Origin of the sequence: Paraburkholderia metrosideri (assembly GCF_904848625.1) — a bacterium.
Taxonomy (GTDB): Bacteria; Pseudomonadota; Gammaproteobacteria; order Burkholderiales; family Burkholderiaceae; genus Paraburkholderia; species Paraburkholderia metrosideri.
In genome coordinates this window covers 187973-204520 of sequence record NZ_CAJHCP010000011.1, presented here as the reverse complement: position 1 = coordinate 204520, position 16548 = coordinate 187973, and the positions used below count along the sequence as shown (strand labels likewise).

Here is a 16548-nt window from a genome sequence, read left to right as displayed (position 1 = left end):
TCGCGCGGCCGGTGCCAAACTGATGCCCAAAGCGGCAATAAGTGGCGGTGAGCCGCGATTCTGTTGTTCTGACGCGCCGCCCTGTTGAATCGGCCCAATCGAGCAAATCGATCGGGAACGCAGGTGCCGCCATTTTAGTCGAGTCTCCCACTTTCCATGCCAGCCCTCAAAGTCTCTTCCGACCAACGCGCCGAGTTGCGCTCCCAGGCACATGCGCTCAAACCGGTCGTGCTCGTCGGCGCCGAAGGCTTGACCGACGCTGTGCTCTCTGAGATCAAGGTGCACCTTGGTGCTCATCAGCTGATCAAAATTCGTGTGTTCGGCGACGAACGCGAAGAGCGCATCGCAATCTATGAAGAAATCTGCGACAAGCTAAACGCTGCGCCGATCCAGCACATTGGCAAACTGCTGGTGATCTGGAAGCCCGAATCGGCACAGCCCGCCGTGAAGGCCAAACGTGGCGCTTTGCCGAGCGCCCGTGAAGCCGCGGAAGAAGCCAAACCAGGTAAAGGCCGCGCACCGCGCGTCGTCAAGGTGGTGAAGCCCAGCGAAATTCCGATGCGCAAGCCGAAAGCCAAAGCAGTCGTCGTGCGCGGCAATGAACGCGTCACGCAAGGCGGCAACATCAAACGAGCCAAGAAGCGCCAGACCAGCGCAAAGCGCTCGCATCAATCGTCGAAGTAAACGAATGATGAGGGGTGCGGCGAAGTCCGCACCTCGTGTCTGCGTACCCGGGAACCAAAGAGCAACTGCCCCGGCAAATTCACCTGGACTAACAGACTGCACGCACAGGCAATACGCACGCCGCATCGGCCTGTTACTTCATGGTGCTTCAGCCCGCCGCCTTCCCCGCAGCGCCGCTACGAGCGCCCTGCTCTATCGCCACCACGCCAGCACTCGCCGGCAACTTCCACACCAGCGCCAAGCCCAGCAGGCTTTCGATCAGATAGAACAGACTCGATACGCCATGCAGGATGCCAAAGCGCGTCGCATAAACCGAATGCCCAACATCGCTGCCAGCCTCAAGTGCAGCCACGCGCATCGCATTCATGAATGGCTGCAACCCGAAGTAACCCACCAGCACACACACCAGCATGCCGGCAAGCAGCCAGCGAACGCGGCGATAGGGTTCGTCACCACGGCGCACCAGAACATTCGCGAGAACGAGCAGCAAAATGCCGCACACCGCGCCCACCAGCCCCTGAATCCGGAATAGCTGTGCCGCCACGCCCCCCGCCGAAATCCGGTCGAGCGACATGAACAACACCGGCGCGACGGCATAGCCGATAGTCAGCAGACTACCGACCCACACTACCGTCAACAGGCGAAAAATCCGATGGGGCATCTGGGACACGGCAGCCATCGTCAGACGTAGCTAACCGCAATAATTTCGTATTCGCGCACGCCGCCTGGCGCCTGCACCGAAGCCACATCGCCTTCCGACTTGCCGATCAATGCACGCGCGATCGGCGAGCTGATCGAAATCAGACCGTGGTCGATGTCCGCTTCGTCGTCGCCGACGATCTGGTACTTGACCGATGCACCCGACGCCAGGTCTTCCAGCTCCAGGGTCGCGCCGAACACCACGCGGCCGTCCGCGTCGACCTTGGACGGGTCGATCACCTGCGCGCCGGCCAGCTTCGATTCGATCTCGGCAATCCGGCCTTCGATAAAGCCCTGCTTTTCTTTCGCCGCGTCGTATTCCGCGTTTTCCGACAGATCGCCCTGCGCACGCGCCTCTGAGATCGAATTGATCACCGAGGGACGCTCAACCGATTTCAGGCGCTGCAATTCATCGCGCAACATTTCCGCGCCGCGCTTCGTCAATGGAACAGTGCTCATAAACAACTCTATGCAAAAAACAGCCGTAAAAAAAATCACCGCGGTTAAGTGCATTCCGCGGAAGCCAGCGCCGCGGGGCAAAACCCGGGCCACAGCACCTGCGGAACGCCGCTTAACCGCGGCACTTACTTCTTGGACAAAAAGTCGAAGCCTTAGTTTAGGCGAGCGTGCAGCCCTTGTAAATCATAGACTTCGAGGTCCTTCAAATAGCGCAAACCTTCAACTGCAGCCCGCGCGCCGGACATCGTCGTGTAGTACGTGACCTTGTTCGCCTGCGCACTCATGCGGATCGAACGCGAATCGGCGATCGCAGCGCGGGTTTCGTCGACAGTCGTGAAGACCAGCGCGATTTCGCCATTCTTGATCATGTCGACAATGTGCGGACGGCCGTCCTTCACCTTGTTGACGACCTTGACCGGCACACCGGCTGCCTCGATTGCAGCAGCCGTGCCCTTGGTCGCGACGATCGGATAACCGAGTTCGTGCAGCATGCGCGCGACTTCAACGGCCTTCGGCTTGTCTGCATCCATTACGGTCAACAGCACCGTACCCGACTCCGGCAGACGCGAACCTGCCGCGAGCTGCGACTTGAACAGCGCCTCACCGAATGTCTGACCCACGCCCATCACTTCACCGGTCGAACGCATTTCCGGTCCAAGTACCGGATCGACTGCCGGGAACTTGACGAACGGAAACACCGCTTCCTTCACGCTGAAGTACGGCGGGATGATTTCCTTCGTCACGCCCTGGTCGGCGAGCTTCTGGCCGACCATCGCGCGCGCTGCGATCTTTGCGAGCGGCAGGCTGGTCGCCTTCGACACGTACGGCACCGTGCGCGACGCACGCGGGTTCACTTCGAGTACGTAGATGATGTCTTGTTTCGAGCCATCCGCCTGCGGCACTTGCTGGATCGCGAACTGCACGTTCATCAGGCCGATCACGTTCAGCGCCTTCGCCATTGCACCGGTCTGACGCTTCAGTTCAGCGACGGTTTCCTTCGACAGCGAATACGGCGGCAGCGAGCAAGCCGAGTCGCCCGAGTGGACGCCTGCCTGTTCGATGTGCTCCATCACGCCGCCGATAAACACGGCTTCGCCATCCGAAATGCAATCCACGTCGCATTCGATCGCGTCGTTCAGGAAGCGGTCGAGCAGCACCGGCGAGTCGTGCGACACCTTCACGGCCTCGCGCATATAGCGCTCGAGGTCGCGCGGCTCGTGGACGATTTCCATTGCGCGGCCGCCCAGCACGTACGACGGACGCACCACCAGCGGGTAGCCGATTTCGTCGGCGAGCTTGAGTGCTTCGTCTTCGGCGCGCGCGGTGCGGTTAGGCGGCTGACGCAAGCCGAGGTCTTGCAGCAGCTTCTGGAAACGCTCGCGGTCTTCAGCGGCGTCGATCATGTCCGGCGACGTGCCGACGATCGGCACACCGTTCGCTTCGAGGTCGAGTGCGAGCTTCAGCGGCGTCTGGCCGCCGTACTGCACGATCACGCCGACCGGCTTTTCCTTGTCGACGATTTCGAGCACGTCTTCGAGCGTCAGCGATTCGAAGTACAGACGGTCGGACGTGTCGTAGTCGGTCGACACGGTTTCAGGGTTGCAGTTGACCATGATCGTTTCGTAGCCGTCTTCGCGCATCGCGAGCGCGGCGTGCACGCAGCAGTAGTCGAACTCGATGCCCTGGCCGATCCGGTTCGGGCCGCCGCCCAGCACCATGATCTTCTTGTTGTTGGTCGGGTTCGCTTCGCACTCTTCCTCATAGGTCGAGTACATGTACGCGGTTTTCGTCGCGAACTCGGCCGCGCACGTGTCGACCCGCTTGTACACCGGGCGCACGTTCAACTCGATACGGCGTTGACGCACTTCCGCCGGCTTCGCGCCGAGCAGCTTCGCGAGACGACGATCCGAGAAGCCGCTTTGCTTCACGTACTTCAGTTCTTCCTTCGACAGGCTGGCCAGCGTACGTCCTGAAAGCGCTTTTTCCTTCAGGATGATCTGTTCGATCTGCGCGAGGAACCACGGGTCGATCGACGTCTCGTCGAAAATTTCCTGAGCCGTCATGCCGACACGGAACGCGTCGCCGACGTACCAGATGCGATCCGGACCGGCTTCGCCGATCTCGCGGATGATCTCGTCGCGGTTATCGGTCTTTTCGTCCAGACCGTCGACGCCAACTTCCAGACCGCGCAGCGCCTTCTGGAACGATTCCTGAAACGTGCGGCCAATTGCCATCACTTCACCGACCGACTTCATCTGCGTGGTCAGGCGCGAATCGGCTTCGCGGAATTTCTCGAACGCGAAACGCGGAATCTTGGTGACGACGTAGTCGATCGTCGGTTCGAACGATGCCGGGGTCTGGCCACCGGTGATTTCGTTCTTCAGCTCATCCAGCGTGTAGCCGACTGCCAGCTTGGCCGCGACCTTCGCGATCGGGAAGCCGGTTGCCTTCGACGCCAGCGCCGACGAACGCGACACGCGCGGATTCATTTCGATCACGATCATCCGGCCATCTTTCGGATTGATCGAGAACTGCACGTTCGAGCCGCCGGTATCGACGCCGATCTCGCGCAGCACGGCGAGCGACGCGTTACGCAGGATCTGATATTCCTTGTCGGTCAGCGTTTGTGCGGGTGCGACGGTGATCGAGTCGCCAGTGTGGATACCCATCGGGTCCAGGTTTTCGATCGAGCAGACGATGATGCAGTTGTCCTTGGTGTCGCGGACCACTTCCATCTCGTACTCTTTCCAGCCCAGCAGCGACTCTTCGATCAGCAGTTCGCGCGTGGGCGACAGATCGAGACCGCGCTTGCAGATTTCTTCGAATTCGTCACGGTTGTACGCGATACCGCCGCCCGAACCGCCGAGCGTGAACGACGGGCGAATCACGACCGGATAGCCGCCGCTGCCCGTTTGTGCCGCGATGTCCGCTTGTACGGTCAGCGCTTCTTCCATCGAATGCGCGGTGCCCGACTTGGCCGAACCGAGGCCGATCTTGGTCATCGCGTCTTTGAACTTCTGGCGGTCTTCTGCCTTGTCGATCGCTTCCGGCGACGCGCCGATCAGCTCGACCTTGTACTTTTCCAGCACGCCGTGCGCGTGGAGGTCCAGCGCGCAATTCAGCGCGGTCTGGCCGCCCATCGTCGGCAGGATCGCGTCCGGGCGCTCCTTCGCGATGATGCGCTCGACCACTTCCCACGTGATCGGCTCGATGTAGGTCACGTCGGCCGTGTTCGGGTCGGTCATGATCGTCGCCGGATTGCTGTTGACGAGAATGACCTTGTAGCCTTCCTCACGCAACGCCTTGCATGCCTGCGCGCCCGAGTAATCGAACTCGCACGCCTGGCCGATGATGATCGGACCCGCGCCGATAATGAGGATGCTCTTGATGTCTGTCCGCTTGGGCATAACGCTCTCGCTAATGTATTCCTGAATTCTTTCCGTCGGCGCGCGTCGGTGTTGCGTTGCGCGCGCTTTGCTGTGCGCTGTTACGTGCGGCTCGGGTTGCGGGTGCCTTGGGCACTTCCAGCGCCCTGAGCGCTGGCCGCGTGTCGAGCCGCGCGCTGCCGGGCCGCTTCTGGCAAGCCCGCAGCGCTGTGCCGCTGCTGCTTACGCCGCTGCGCTCTTGCCGCCCTTCTTCGCGTCCATCAACCCGGTGAAGCGGTCGAACAGATAAGCGATGTCGTGCGGACCGGGCGATGCTTCCGGGTGACCCTGGAAGCAGAACGCCGGCTTGTCGGTCAGCGCGAAGCCTTGCAGCGTGCCGTCGAAAAGCGAAACGTGCGTGGCGCGGGCGTTCGCGGGCAGCGTGTCGGCGTCGACCGCAAAACCGTGATTCTGCGATGTGATCACCACGCGGCCGTCGTCCAGATCTTTCACTGGATGGTTCGCGCCGTGGTGGCCCGTCTTCATCTTCATGGTTTTTGCGCCAACCGCGAGGCCCATGATCTGATGGCCGAGGCAGATGCCGAAAGTCGGAATGCCGCGTTCGATCAACTCACGCGCCGCTGCGATTGCGTAGTCGCACGGTTCCGGGTCGCCAGGGCCGTTCGACAGGAAAATGCCGTCCGGGTTGAGCGCGAGTGCGTCGGCCGCGGTGGCTTGCGCCGGCAGCACAGTGACGTGGCAGCCGCGTTCGGCCAGCATGCGCAGGATGTTGTATTTGACGCCGTAGTCGAATGCGACCACCCGGTACTTCGGCGCGTTCTGCGTGCCGTAGCCGGTGCCCAGACGCCATTCGGTCTGGATCCATTCGTAGTTTTCCTTCGTCGACACGACCTTCGCGAGGTCCATGCCGGCGAGGCCCGGGAACGAACGCGCGAGTTCGATAGCCTTGGCTTCGTCGTCCGAACCGGCGAGGATCGCGCCGTTCTGCGCACCCTTGTCGCGCAGAACGCGGGTCAGCATGCGGGTATCGAGGCCGGCGATGGCAACCACGCCTTCGTCCTGCAGGTATTGCGGGAGCGTGCGCTCCATGCGGAAGTTCGACGCGAGAACCGGCAGATCACGGATGATCAGGCCGGCGGCATGGACTTTCGTAGCTTCGACGTCTTCGGCGTTCACACCGACGTTACCGATGTGCGGATACGTGAGGGTCACGATCTGGCGCGCATAGCTCGGGTCAGTCAGGATTTCCTGATAGCCGGTGATAGCGGTGTTGAACACGACTTCGCCGATCGTATGCCCGGGGGCGCCGATCGAGTAACCACGAAAGACCGTGCCGTCGGCGAGCGCGAGCAGAGCGGGAGAAAATGACGGCAACACGGGAGACTCCTTGGGGGAACACCCTGTTGCCGACCAGCCTATCCGACTGCGAGCCGCAGCGAAACACATCGAAGATGCGCGCGCAGACTCGCTCGCGTACTGCCTGTAACGTTGCAAGGGGTGCGCGACGTGTCCAATGTATCCATTGTGTGGACGGATCGGCTTGGTGCGGGGCCCTTCTTGCTACGCCATTGGCGCGCGGCGGATGAACGGTATGGGAGAGGTAGGCGCTAGGGTGCGGGTTGATAAGCTCAAACCTTGAAATTATAGCGTGAAAGTGCCCCTCTCACCAAATCCGAGATGGCGTACCGACCTGATCCGACACCTGTGCAATACGGTCAAACCCTTGCCAGACAAGGCCTCGACGCCGGCAGAGAGAAATTTAACCGATTCAAATCAGGATAGAGTCAGTAAGTTCTACCTTTGTGTAGGGCGAGCCGTTCGGTGCACTCAGGCGTCCTGCCCAACGTGCACTTGCGCGGACCGAATCGCCTTCCGGCCAGGCAATACGTACCAGATCGCGCTCAGCACCTGCAACGTCACCAGAATTCCCCACGCAGTCAGATGCGCCGCTTCCGGATAATGACCGTTAGTGGCCGGCCAGTGCGAGAGGACCGCGCCGACGCCAATCTGGAAGCCGAAAATCAGCAAAAAAATAATCAGCGTCAGCGTGGTATTCACGCGGCCAATCATCTGCGCGGGAAAATGCCGGGCCATGACGGCATAGCTGAGAATACCGGTCCCGCCGAAAATGCCATACGCGGCCCACAGCAGCCCGGCAGGCAGCGGTGCCTTGAACATGATCAGCAACTGCGTGACGACATAGAGGGTCATGCCGATCCCGCAAAACGCGTACAGCGAGATGCCGCGTCGCTCGAGGCTGCGCGCCGCCGCACCGAAACCGACGCAGCCGGCCATCATCGCGAAACCCAGTACCGACACCAGCGCGGCCGCTTCACGTGGCTCGAAACCTTGCACGTCACGCAGCCAGGCGCCGACCCACAGCGATTGCATCGCGTAAAAAACGCCCTGCGTGACGACCGAGAACGACGCCATTTTCCAGAACGCGGTACTGCGCAAAATGTGCAATGTGCCTTTGAACTGCGCGCCGATGCTCGCCTGGTGACGAGTTTCCCGGGTATCGGGCGCGAGCGTCCATTGTGCGAGCGCGACGAGCACCGTCAGCACACCGAGCCCGACGCAGACCGAGCGCCAACTGGCAAAACCCAGCACCCACGTCAGCGGCGAGCCGACCATCACGCCGCCAAAGCCGCCGATCGCCATCACCAGACCGTTCATCAGCGGAAGACGCGCCGTCGCAAAATGCTGCGCCAGCGCCTTGAACGCCGCACCGAGACAAACGGACACGCCGACACCGATCAGCAGACGCCCGATCATCATCACGCCCAGACTCTGCGCCGCACCGAACACCCAGATGCCGAGCGCGGCAAATATCAGCGTGGCAGCCGTCACGCGCCGGGCGCCGAAGTGGTCGAGCAGCACGCCGGCCGGGATCTGCGCGCCCGCGAAACCAAGGAAATACAAGCTGGTCAGCAGCCCCAGATCTGCCGCCGACAGCCCAAGGTCATGCGTGATAAACGGCGCAAAACCAAGATTGACGCCACGAAACAGGTAGGAAACAAAGTAGCCGGCGGAGAAAAGAAGAAAGACGCGGAGTTGGGTCGACGACATAAGCTTTTACTTTGAATTGGACAGCCGAAGTAACCGAAGCACGAACGATAAAGGAAATGCGCGAAACTCGCCGGATTGATCTGCAGAATGAAAAACGCCGTCACCAGAGGTGACGGCGTCAAAAAACACGGTGCGTGATCGGAGCGCAATTCATGCGCTGCCCCCGCAGCGCATGGGTCACTACCGTGGGAGCCGCTATTGGTCTACTTACCCTTCTTCGCGTTGGCCGCAGTCTTCGGGCGGCTCTCAGCCGCAGCCTTCGACGCCTTGCTGGACGTGGAAGCCGATACCTTCGTCACCTTGCCCTTGCTGTCGGCGGATGCGGTCGGCTTGCTGACCTTCCCTACCGGCTCGGAGACCTTCACCACAGCGGATGACCGGCCCCGACCCTTCTTTCTATCGTAGCGCGATTCGCTATGCGTGTCTGCGACATGGGTGCCGATCTTCTCGACGCCGCCACCCGACACGTCGGCCGCGATGCGCTCCGGACCCGGCTCGCTCGGCATGGCCTTGCCGACTGGAACGTGCAGCACGATCACCTGACCGCGGGACACCTGATCGCGGCGGGTGCGGTTCCAGGACTTCAACTGACCGACCGACACGCCGTAGCGCACGGCGATCGCTGCCATTGACTGATTACGACGCACGCGGATCAGCATCTTGCGGGTATCGGGGACGTCGGGCTCCATCGCCAGAACCGCGCTTTCGGCGACGTCCGCGCTAATGTCTTCGTCGTCATCCGAACCACGCGGCACCACGATCGTGGAGCCAGGCTTCAGACGCATGCCGACCGGAATCTTGTTCACTTCCATCAGCGTGTCGGCGTCGACACCGATTTTTTGCGCGATCGCCGCAGGCGTTGCGCGCTGGTCGACCGTGTACGTGGTCCACGACGACAGCGAACCGGAATAGGCCTTCAGATTGCGCTCAAACGCGCTGGCATTGTCGAACGGCAACAGGATCTGCGGCTGCGTGGCGCCGAGAATCACCGGCTTTCTGAACGACGGGTTCAGCGAGCGGAATTCGTCCGTTGACAGGTTCGCGAGCTTCGCGGCCACTTCAACGTCCATATCGTGCGACGTGGTGACCGTCACAAAATACGGGTGATTCGGAATGGGCGGCAACGTGAGCCCGTACATTTGCGGGTTCATGATGATGTTCTTCACCGCTTGCAGCTTGGGCACGTAGTTACGTGTCTCGTTCGGCATGCGCAGACTGAGGTAGTCGGTAGGCAGACCTGCCGCTTCGTTACGCGCGATCGCGCGCTGCACGTTGCCCTCACCCCAGTTGTATGCGGCGAGCGCCAGTTGCCAGTCGCCAAACATGTCATGCAGATTCGACAGATAGTCGAGCGCGGCGCTGGTCGACGCCAGCACGTCACGGCGCTCGTCCTGCCACATGTTCTGCTTGAGGTTATAGGTGCGACCTGTGCCCGGCATGAACTGCCACATGCCGGCGGCCTTCGCGACCGACAAAGCCTGCGGGCTATACGCGGATTCGATGAACGGCAGCAGCGCGAGCTCGGTCGGCATATGGCGCGCTTCGAGCTCTTCGACGATGTGGTACAGGTATTTCTGCGAGCGCTCGGTCATGCGCTGCACGTAGTCGGGACGCTGCGCATACCAGTTGACCTGCATGTCGACGAGGTCGGTTTGCAAGTCCGGCATCTGGAAGCCACGGCGAATACGGCCCCACAGGTCTGCGTCGGCGCTCGTCAGCTGGCTGACGGAACCTTTGTCGACATCGATGGTTTCTTTAGCGGTGGCGGTCTTGCGAAGTGCGTCGGCTACGGCTTGCTGACTGGCGGGATTGGTTGCGGTGGAACTGCTCGTTGCCGGTCCTTGACTCGCGCAAGCGGCGAGCGTCAGGACCAACAACGCACTAAAGATAAATCTCATGAACGTCTCGGCTTCCACAAGGGCTGGAATTTGCAGCCGATAGTACGAAACGGCAACGTTTCCGTCAATCAGAAAATTACGAAAAAAATCAAGGAAATCTTGGGCTTGGCGAATTTTTCCGATTCATCGCGTGAAGACTCCCTTCATGCGGAGCGAATTAGCGGAACCGGTTTTTCCATTCACGCATCAGCGTAAAGGCAGTCAGGCGGTCCGGGATTTTTTCATGCAACTGATCCCGCAAGCTCGTCTGGACCGACGGATCGCCGGCGCGCAGGAACGGATTCACCGCCCGTTCATGAGCGATCGTGGTAGGCAGGGTTGGCACGTGACGCGCCCGCAATTCCGTCGCCTTGTCGCGCCAGGCCTGCAGCTCAGCGTTGTCCGGTTCGCAGGCGAGCGCGAAGCGGATATTCGACAGCGTGTACTCGTGCGCGCAATGGACCTCCGTCGCGCCGGGCAACGCGGCGAGCGCGTCGAGCGACGCCAGCATCTGCTTTGGCGTGCCCTCGAACAGCCGGCCGCAGCCGCACGCGAACAGCGTGTCGCCGCAGAATACGTGCGGCGTGCCGTGCGGGTCTGCCGCCTGGAAATAGGCAATATGTCCGCTCGTATGACCTGGCACGTCGAGCACCGAAAATTCGAGTGCGGGCGCCGCAATCGTCACGTGATCGCCATTTTTGAGACGCTGCGTGAGATGCTCGATCGCTTCACCGGCGGGGCCGTAGACGGGCACGGCCTGGCCATTCAGCAGATCGGCCACCCCGCCGACATGGTCTTGATGATGGTGGGTGAGTAAAATAGCGCTCAGCCGCCACCCTCGTTTCGCCAGATAGGCTTTCACGGGCGCGGCCTCACCCGGATCGACGACTACCGCGTGTTGTCCGTCGGACACGACCCAGATGTAATTGTCTTCAAACGCCGGGACCGGAACGTACTCGAGCGCATTCATAGGCGACGCATTCTCTGATATGACTGACCGAGCGATTATAGACTGGCCCGCCTGGACCCACTCGCCGCCGGGCCGCTACGTGCTGGACTGGGAACAAACCCAGCTCGACCGGGTGGTATCCGACGTGTTCGGCTATCATGCGCTGCAACTCGGCCTGCCGCAGCTAGACGCTTTGCGGGAAAACCGCATGCCCTGTCGCGGCCTCGTGCTCGATGCAGCAAGTGGCGCCAGCGCACCCTACACGTTTCCGCGCGGCGCGGCACGCCGTGCCGCCAATGGTGTTCTGCCTTTGTCCGCCGCGCCTTCGTTTTCGCCCGCCGGCCCGGTGGGTTTGCCCGCGCCGGCCGGACGCAGCACAGTATGGTGCGATTTGCTCGATTTGCCGTTCGAAGCACAAAGCGTCGACCTGATCGTGATGCCGCATACGCTCGAATTCACCAGCGATCCGCACCGGCTGCTGCGCGAAGCCGAGCGCGTGCTGATGCCCGAAGGCCAGCTGATCATCCTTGGCTTCAACTCGCTGTCGCTGTGGGGCGCACGGCAGTCGGTCGGCAAGATGACCGGCCGGCCGTTCGTCCCCGCGGCCGTCGATCTGATCGCGTTCACGCGGCTGAAAGACTGGATCAAGCTGCTGGGCTTCGACCTTGAACGGGGACGTTTCGGCTGCTATCGTCCGCCGCTCGGCAGCGACCAATGGCTGTCCCGCTATGGTTTCATGGAAGCCGCCGGCGACCGCTGGTGGCCGATTTTCGGCGCCACTTACATGATCAAGGCGATCAAGCGCGTGCCCGGCATGCGCCTCGTCGGTCCGCTGAAAGTGAAGAAACCTGTCCTCGCCCCGGGCCTCGCGCCCGCCGCCTCACCGAATACACGCAATCACACTCAATGACTTCCGATCTCATCGACATTTATACCGACGGCGCCTGCAAGGGCAATCCGGGCCCAGGCGGCTGGGGTGCGCTGCTGCGCTTCGGCAACCAGGAAAAGGAACTGTTCGGCGGCGAAGCCAACACGACCAACAATCGCATGGAGCTGATGGGCGTGATCGGCGCGCTCGAAGCGCTGAAGCGTCCGTGTAAGGCCGTCGTGCACACCGACTCGCAATATGTGCAGAAAGGCATCAGCGAATGGATTCACGGCTGGAAGAAGAAAGGCTGGATCACAGCCGCTAAACAGCCGGTGAAGAATGCCGACTTGTGGAAGCGGCTCGACGCGCTGGTCGCGCAACACGAGATCGAATGGCGCTGGGTGCGCGGGCACAATGGGCACCCGGAAAACGAGCGCGCCGATCAACTGGCCAATCGCGGCGTCGCGTCGCTCGCGCAAATGTGATGGCCGCTGCCAGGCGCGCTGCCAGACTGCGCGCCCTTCCGTCTTCTTGCGCGCGTGCGCCGCAAATTTTTTCGCTGCAATTTTCTGAAGCAGGCTAATCCGACATGCGTCAACTCATCCTCGATACCGAAACTACCGGCCTGAATGCCCGTACTGGCGACCGGATTCTCGAACTCGGCTGTGTCGAGCTGGTGAACCGCCGGCTCACCGGCAACAACCTGCACTTCTATATCAACCCGGAACGCGACAGCGATCCAGGCGCACTCGCGGTACACGGTTTGACCACCGAGTTCCTGAGCGACAAACCGAAGTTCGCGGAAATCGCCGACCAGTTTCGCGACTTCGTCCAGGGCGCCGACCTGATCATTCACAACGCACCGTTCGACATCGGCTTTCTCGATGCGGAATTTGCGTTGTTGGGCTTGCCGAAGGTGAGCACCTATTGCGGCGAGATCATCGACACACTCGCACGCGCGAAGCAGATGTTCCCTGGCAAGCGCAATTCGCTCGATGCTTTGTGCGACCGCTTCGGTATCAGCAATGCGCACCGCACACTGCACGGCGCACTGCTCGACTCCGAACTGCTCGCCGAAGTCTATCTGGCGATGACACGTGGCCAGGAAAGCCTCGTCATCGACATGCTTGGCGAGTCGCATGCGAACGGCGATGCCAACGCGCCGCGCATCTCACTGCACACGCTTGACCTGGTTGTACTCGCCGCCAGCGACGAAGAAATCGCCGCACACCAGGCGGTGCTCGACGGCCTCGACAAGCAGGTCAAAGGCACGAGCGTCTGGCGACTCGAACCCGCGCCGACTGCAGATGAGCAAACCGCGTAAAAAGTACTAGACAGGGTCGAAAATCCCTGGCATAATTTCGTTCTCTTCGGGTGGTTAGCTCAGCGGTAGAGCACTGCCTTCACACGGCAGGGGTCACTGGTTCGATCCCAGTACTACCCACCAGAATTTTGGTGTGTCGATCACCGAAGATTAAAGGGCTCACGTAGAAATACGTGAGCCCTTTTTCATTTTGCGGTTGGCATTGAGCCTGCATCAAACCAGCCCAGTCATCACAACGTGATCGCACCGTCAACACCGTAACTTCGTACGATTGCGGCCGCCAAACAGGGCTGATATAGTCGGTTTTCGGGCACTCGCCCCGTCTACTTTCTCCACCCCCTTCGACCATAGGGAGGCGCCACATGTCCGCAGTGCATATCGCTTTCCCAGGCATGGTCCCGCGATCGCTCTCACGACCTTAACAAGTCGTCGCGTCGCCGCTTAAACGGTTTCGCCTCAATGGCGTACCGCGCAAATTCCAGACAGTCCGCTCTTCCGTTGCCAGTGCATTCCGGCACGCTTTGACTGTCCGATCCTTTCGCTTCTGACTGGAACCTCGGTGCGCTCAGGCGTCATCGGGTCGTAGCAAATGGCCAATAAAAAACTCGACTTTCGCGGACAAGCCTTCAAGGATGTCCTCGGCTTCACCTTCCTTCACTGGGCCAAACAGCCCAGGCGGATCTGTGTGATCGCGGCACTGGCGCTGTCCGCAGCACTCGCGGACGTGCTCACGCCGCTGTTTGCCGGACGCCTGGTCGACGCAATCGCGTCCGGCTCTTCGGCCGACGCAGTGGCGTGGCATGCGGCCATCACCGCGTTCTGCGTGCTGGCTGCGCTCGGCCTTAGCGCCACCCTGCTTCGGCAAGGCGTGTACTTCAACATCATCCGGCTCACGCTGAAGATGATGAGCGAGATCGCGGCGAACGCGTTTCATCGCGTGCAACGCTTTTCAACCGACTGGCACGCAAACAGCTTTGCCGGTTCGACCGTACGCAAAATCACGCGCGGCATGTGGGCGCTCGACCTGCTCAACGATACGCTGCTGATCGCGTTGCTCCCGTCGCTCGCCATGCTGGTTGGCGCAACCGTGCTGCTCGGCTGGCACTGGCCGATGATGGGCGTGGTCGTCGGGATCGGCTCGCTGCTGTATATCGCAGTGACCGTGTCGATGTCGCTCGGCTTCGTTGCGCCGGCCGCGCGCCTCGCGAATGCATGGGACACGCGCATGGGCGGCGCACTCGCCGATGCCGTCAGTTGCAATAACGTCGTCAAGGCGTTCGGTGCCGAAGAGCGCGAAGAGGTGCTGCTGCAACGCGTGATCGGCAAGTGGCGTCATCGCACGCGCCGCACCTGGGTGCGTGGCACGATCAACGGCGGCGTTCAGGGCGGGATGCTGGTGGCGATCCAGGCGGCCATCCTCGGCGTAGCATTGCTGATGTGGATGCGCGGCAACGCAAGCGTCGGCGACATCACCTTTGCACTGACCATGTTCTTCATGCTGCAAGGGTATTTGCGCGACGTCGGCATGCACATCCGCAACCTGCAACGCTCGGTCAACGACATGGAGGAACTGGTGTCGCTGGAGAAGCAGCCGCTCGGCATCGAGGATCTACCCGATGCAGGGCCGATCGCGATCGGCAAAGGCGAGATCCGTTTCGAGCATGTCACTTTTCACTACGGGTCGAATGAGAAGCCGCTGTACGACAACTTCTCGGTGCGGATCGCACCCGGCGAGCGGGTCGGGCTGGTTGGACACTCCGGCTCGGGAAAGACGACGTTCATCAAGCTGATCCAGCGCCTATACGACATTTCGGGTGGCCGGATCATGATCGACGGTCAGGATATCGCTCATGTGCGGCAAGCGTCGCTGCGCAGCCAGATCGCGATCGTTCAGCAGGAGCCCGTGCTGTTTCACCGCTCGCTGGCGGAGAACATCGCGTATGCGCGGCCCGGCGCAAGCCGCGCCGAGATCGAGCGTGCGGCGAAGCTCGCGAGCGCGCACGACTTCATCGCGGCGCTGCCGAACGGCTACGACACGCTGGTCGGCGAGCGGGGCGTCAAGCTGTCGGGCGGCGAACGTCAACGCGTGGCGATTGCGCGGGCGTTTCTCGCCGATGCGCCGATCCTGATTCTGGACGAAGCCACGTCGAGTCTCGACAGTGAAAGCGAAGTGCTGATCCAGCAAGCCATGGAGCGCCTGATGATGGGCCGTACGACGCTGGTGATTGCGCACCGCCTATCCACCGTGCGCGCGCTGGACAGACTGCTGGTGCTGGACAAAGGCAAGGTGATTGAGGAAGGCAGTCACGACGCGCTGATCAGACTCGACCGCGGCTTGTACCGCCGGTTGTTCGAACGTCAGGCGCTGGAGTTGATCAAGGGTTTGGGCGAGTCCGAATCCCTACCGGAGACTACGGGCGCGAAGACAGCCGCGAGAACGAAACGGATCGACGATGCCAGCCTGGTGGTCGAGAAGTAAATGGCATGACGCGCTTGAAGTGTGACGTGGAAGCCCCTTTCCAGGTGGCTTCCACGTTTCGGCATTGATTCACCGCGCATACACCGGCGCTATTGGCGGCCGTCGTTCATGTCGAAACGACAGCGCAGTTGCAACCACACAGCCACGCAGTGATACAGCAAGGCTTTAAACCACCCCGGCCGGCAGCCCAATGCCGCGCGCCATCCCCGTCGCGGCAAACACCATCAATACCAGCAAGATCGTCTGGATCACGCTAAAGCGCGCATAAGAACGTGCTTTTTTCAGATTCGGCGCAGCGCCTTTGCGGATCGCCGCGCGCCAGCGCATCAACGCGAGCATCGACGGGATTTCGAGGATCAGGATCAGCACGAGCAGCGTCATCTTGATGTGAAAGAGCGGCTCGTGGAGATAATAGTCGGCGCCCTTCTCATAGCCGCCGAAAGCGCGCATCAGCCCGGTGACAATCAGGATCAGCGCGGAAATGCCCCACCCGGTATCGGCACGGAATACGGATCGCAATGCGGCAGGTACGGAAGCGCGACGCAACGCCCACGTGCGCCGGAGAATCGACGCGAGAGCGAAGCCATAAGCGAGCAGATGAAGGGCGGCAAGCAACCAGCGAACCAGCATGGCGACTCCTGCAAAAGACGCAATACGATCGATGTATGTCCCACTCGCCCGCCGTTAAACGCCGGGCGCCCTGACTCTATTATCGACTAAGGATCGATTTAAGACGCGCGTGTTGGGCACAAGG

13 protein-coding genes and 1 tRNA gene are annotated in these 16548 nt (G+C 61.3%); 6 read left to right on the top strand and 8 right to left on the bottom strand.

Going from position 1 to position 16548, the window contains the following annotated elements:
* The first annotated feature begins 156 nt into the window (after positions 1 to 156).
* The gene (locus LMG28727_RS24610) at positions 157 to 684 is read left to right on the top strand and encodes a YhbY family RNA-binding protein (RefSeq protein ID WP_201644913.1); all 528 of its coding nucleotides are present in this window, start codon (positions 157 to 159) and stop codon (positions 682 to 684) included.
* A 148-nt stretch (positions 685 to 832) separates the two neighbouring features.
* On the opposite strand, the gene LMG28727_RS24605 is transcribed toward LMG28727_RS24610, so the two are convergent.
* The 7 genes from LMG28727_RS24605 to gloB all read right to left on the bottom strand — a co-directional run bounded on the left by LMG28727_RS24605 (position 833) and on the right by gloB (position 11144).
* Positions 833 to 1345 (bottom strand): DUF4149 domain-containing protein, encoded by a 513-nt coding sequence (locus tag LMG28727_RS24605; RefSeq protein ID WP_201644976.1) that lies wholly within the window; start codon positions 1343 to 1345, stop codon positions 833 to 835.
* Between the two features lie 20 nt (positions 1346 to 1365).
* The gene (greA, locus tag LMG28727_RS24600; RefSeq protein ID WP_201644912.1) at positions 1366 to 1842 is read right to left on the bottom strand and encodes a transcription elongation factor GreA; all 477 of its coding nucleotides are present in this window, start codon (positions 1840 to 1842) and stop codon (positions 1366 to 1368) included.
* Between the two features lie 152 nt (positions 1843 to 1994).
* Positions 1995 to 5249, bottom strand: coding sequence for a carbamoyl-phosphate synthase large subunit (gene carB / locus LMG28727_RS24595; protein ID WP_201644911.1), 3255 nt, complete (start codon positions 5247 to 5249; stop codon positions 1995 to 1997).
* A 201-nt stretch (positions 5250 to 5450) separates the two neighbouring features.
* Positions 5451 to 6605, bottom strand: a complete 1155-nt coding sequence (gene carA, locus LMG28727_RS24590) for a glutamine-hydrolyzing carbamoyl-phosphate synthase small subunit (protein ID WP_201644910.1) — start codon at positions 6603 to 6605, stop codon at positions 5451 to 5453.
* Positions 6606 to 7055: 450 nt separating this feature from the next.
* Complete coding sequence (locus tag LMG28727_RS24585; protein ID WP_201644909.1) at positions 7056 to 8297, bottom strand: MFS transporter; 1242 nt, start codon at positions 8295 to 8297, stop codon at positions 7056 to 7058.
* A gap of 203 nt (positions 8298 to 8500) precedes the next feature.
* Positions 8501 to 10195, bottom strand: a complete 1695-nt coding sequence (locus tag LMG28727_RS24580; protein ID WP_201644908.1) for a transglycosylase SLT domain-containing protein — start codon at positions 10193 to 10195, stop codon at positions 8501 to 8503.
* Positions 10196 to 10352: 157 nt separating this feature from the next.
* Positions 10353 to 11144 carry a hydroxyacylglutathione hydrolase gene (gene gloB / locus LMG28727_RS24575; RefSeq protein ID WP_201644907.1) on the bottom strand — a complete coding sequence of 264 codons (792 nt, stop codon included), beginning with the start codon at positions 11142 to 11144 and terminating at the stop codon, positions 10353 to 10355.
* Between the two features lie 19 nt (positions 11145 to 11163).
* Here gloB and LMG28727_RS24570 point away from each other — a divergent pair, with 19 nt between their 5' ends.
* The 5 genes from LMG28727_RS24570 to LMG28727_RS24550 all read left to right on the top strand — a co-directional run bounded on the left by LMG28727_RS24570 (position 11164) and on the right by LMG28727_RS24550 (position 15794).
* Positions 11164 to 12033, top strand: coding sequence for a class I SAM-dependent methyltransferase (locus tag LMG28727_RS24570; RefSeq protein ID WP_201644906.1), 870 nt, complete (start codon positions 11164 to 11166; stop codon positions 12031 to 12033).
* Positions 12030 to 12476 (top strand): ribonuclease HI, encoded by a 447-nt coding sequence (rnhA, locus tag LMG28727_RS24565; protein WP_201644905.1) that lies wholly within the window; start codon positions 12030 to 12032, stop codon positions 12474 to 12476. The genes LMG28727_RS24570 and rnhA overlap by 4 nt, the downstream gene beginning before the upstream one ends.
* A 104-nt stretch (positions 12477 to 12580) precedes the next feature.
* A complete protein-coding gene (gene dnaQ, locus LMG28727_RS24560; protein WP_201644904.1) occupies positions 12581 to 13315 on the top strand; it encodes a DNA polymerase III subunit epsilon in 735 nt (244 codons plus the stop codon).
* Positions 13316 to 13363: 48 nt separating this feature from the next.
* Positions 13364 to 13438 (top strand) — tRNA-Val (locus LMG28727_RS24555).
* 466 nt (positions 13439 to 13904) lie between these two features.
* Positions 13905 to 15794, top strand: a complete 1890-nt coding sequence (locus LMG28727_RS24550) for an ABC transporter ATP-binding protein (protein ID WP_201644903.1) — start codon at positions 13905 to 13907, stop codon at positions 15792 to 15794.
* A 165-nt stretch (positions 15795 to 15959) separates the two neighbouring features.
* Here LMG28727_RS24550 and LMG28727_RS24545 read toward each other — a convergent pair whose 3' ends face one another.
* Positions 15960 to 16424, bottom strand: a complete 465-nt coding sequence (locus LMG28727_RS24545) for a DUF2214 family protein (RefSeq protein ID WP_201644902.1) — start codon at positions 16422 to 16424, stop codon at positions 15960 to 15962.
* Between the last annotated feature and the right edge of the window lie 124 nt (positions 16425 to 16548).